1 protein-coding gene is annotated in these 1,787 nt (G+C 64.1%); it reads right to left on the reverse strand.

Annotated features, from left to right (window positions below; translation table 11 throughout):
• On the reverse strand, positions 1 to 1,787 hold a 1,787-nt coding region (locus ACIHCX_RS38080), incomplete at both ends, for a nickel-dependent hydrogenase large subunit (protein WP_400038002.1).

Genomic DNA, 1,787 nt, shown 5'->3' on the forward strand with positions numbered 1-1,787 from the left:
TGGTCGGTTCCGTAGGTGGGGGTGTGGGTGGTGGTGAGGGTTTTGCCGTTGCCGAGGTACATGTGGACGCCGCAGGGGAGGCAGGGGTCGAAGCTGCGGACGGTGCGCATGATGTCGACGCCTTTGAAGGTGTCGGAGTCGTTTTCTTCGAAGATGGGTTGGCCTTGGACGGCGTCTTCGTAGGGGCCGGGGGTGCCGTAGTGGTCGCGGGGGCTGGCGTTCCAGGGGGTGGGTGGGTAGGGGTGGTAGTTGGCGATTTTCTGGTTCTTGATGACGAGGTGGTGGGAGAGGACGCCGCGGACGGCTTCGTGGAAGCCGCAGCCGATGGCTTCGTCGGGGACTTCGAAGTTTTCGAAGACTTTGGTTTCGCCGGCGCGGACGAGTTGTTGGGCTTGTTCGAGGAATTGGAGGGCCATGGCGGCGGCGTAGGCGATGAAGTAGGGGCGGGCGCGGTCGCGTTCGATGGTGTTGGACCATTGGGGGATGGTCCATTCGAGGGTGGTTTCGGGGAGTTTTTCGCCGTGGGGGAGGGTGATGCGGACGCTGTGGCCGGTGGCTTTGATGTAGGGGGTGTCGACGAGTCCGTTCAGGGCGGTGGACCAGAGGCGGGCGAGGGGGCCGCCGCCGGTGTCGAGGGCGAGGTGCTGGCCGGTTTCGGGGTGGTGCCAGCGGGGGCTCATGACCCAGCTGTAGTTGTGGTCGAAGGCGCGTTTTTGGGGGTGGGGGAGGGTGGTCTGGTTCCAGGGGTGGCGGATGTCGACGGGGTTGCCGAGGGGGTCGTGGGTGACGAAGGGTTCCTCGGTGGTCCAGTCGTCGTAATAACTGGAGCCGAGGAGGATGCGGAGGCCGAGGTTGATGTCGACGAGGTTGTTGGTGACGAGTTTGCCGTCGACGATGATGCCGGGGGTGACGTACATGGCCTTGCCCCAGTGGTTCATCGTCTCGTAGCGGTAGTCGACGATGTCGGGGTTTTGCCAGGCGCCCCAGCAGGCCAGGAGGATGCGGCGGCGGCCGACTTCTTCGTAGCCGGGCAGGGCTTGGTAGAAGAAGTCGAAGACGTCGTCGTTGAGGGCGACGGCTTGTTTGACGAAGTCGATGACGCGCATGAGGCGGGCGAGGTAGTCGGTGAAGACGGCGGGTTGGGGCATGGTGCCGGTGCCGCCGGGATACAGGGTGGAGGGGTGGACGTGGCGTCCCTCCATGAGGCAGAACATCTCCCGGGTGATCCTCGACATTTTCAGCGCCTGTTTGTAGATCTCGCCTTCGAAGGGGTTGAAGGCGCGCATGATGTCGGCGATGGTGCGGTAGCCGTGGAGATGCCCGCGCGGGGCCTCGGTGCGTTCGGCGCGGGCCAGGACGCCGGGGTTGGTGGCTTTGACCATGGCTTCGCAGAAGTCGACGAAGACGAGGTTGTCCTGGAAGATCGTGTGGTCGAACATGTACTCGGCGGCTTCGCCGAGGTTGGTGATGTGTTCGGCGAGCGGTGGGGGTTTGACGCCGTAGGCCATCTGCTGGGCGTAGTTGGAGCAGGTGGTGTGGTTGTCGCCGCAGATGCCGCAGATGCGTGAGGTGATGAAGCCGGCGTCGCGGGGGTCCTTGCCCTTCATGAACACCGAGTAGCCGCGGAACAGGGAAGACGTCGAGTGACACTCGACGACCTCCCGGTTCGCGAAATCGATCTTCGTGTAGATGCCCAGATTCCCGATGATCCGTGTGATCGGATCCCAGGACATGTCCACGATCTGAGCGGGCTTACGCCCCGCCCGCCGCGCCTCGGTGGTCGTCAT

The organism is Streptomyces sp. NPDC052043 (genome assembly GCF_044548235.1).
GTDB lineage: Bacteria > Actinomycetota > Actinomycetes > Streptomycetales > Streptomycetaceae > Streptomyces.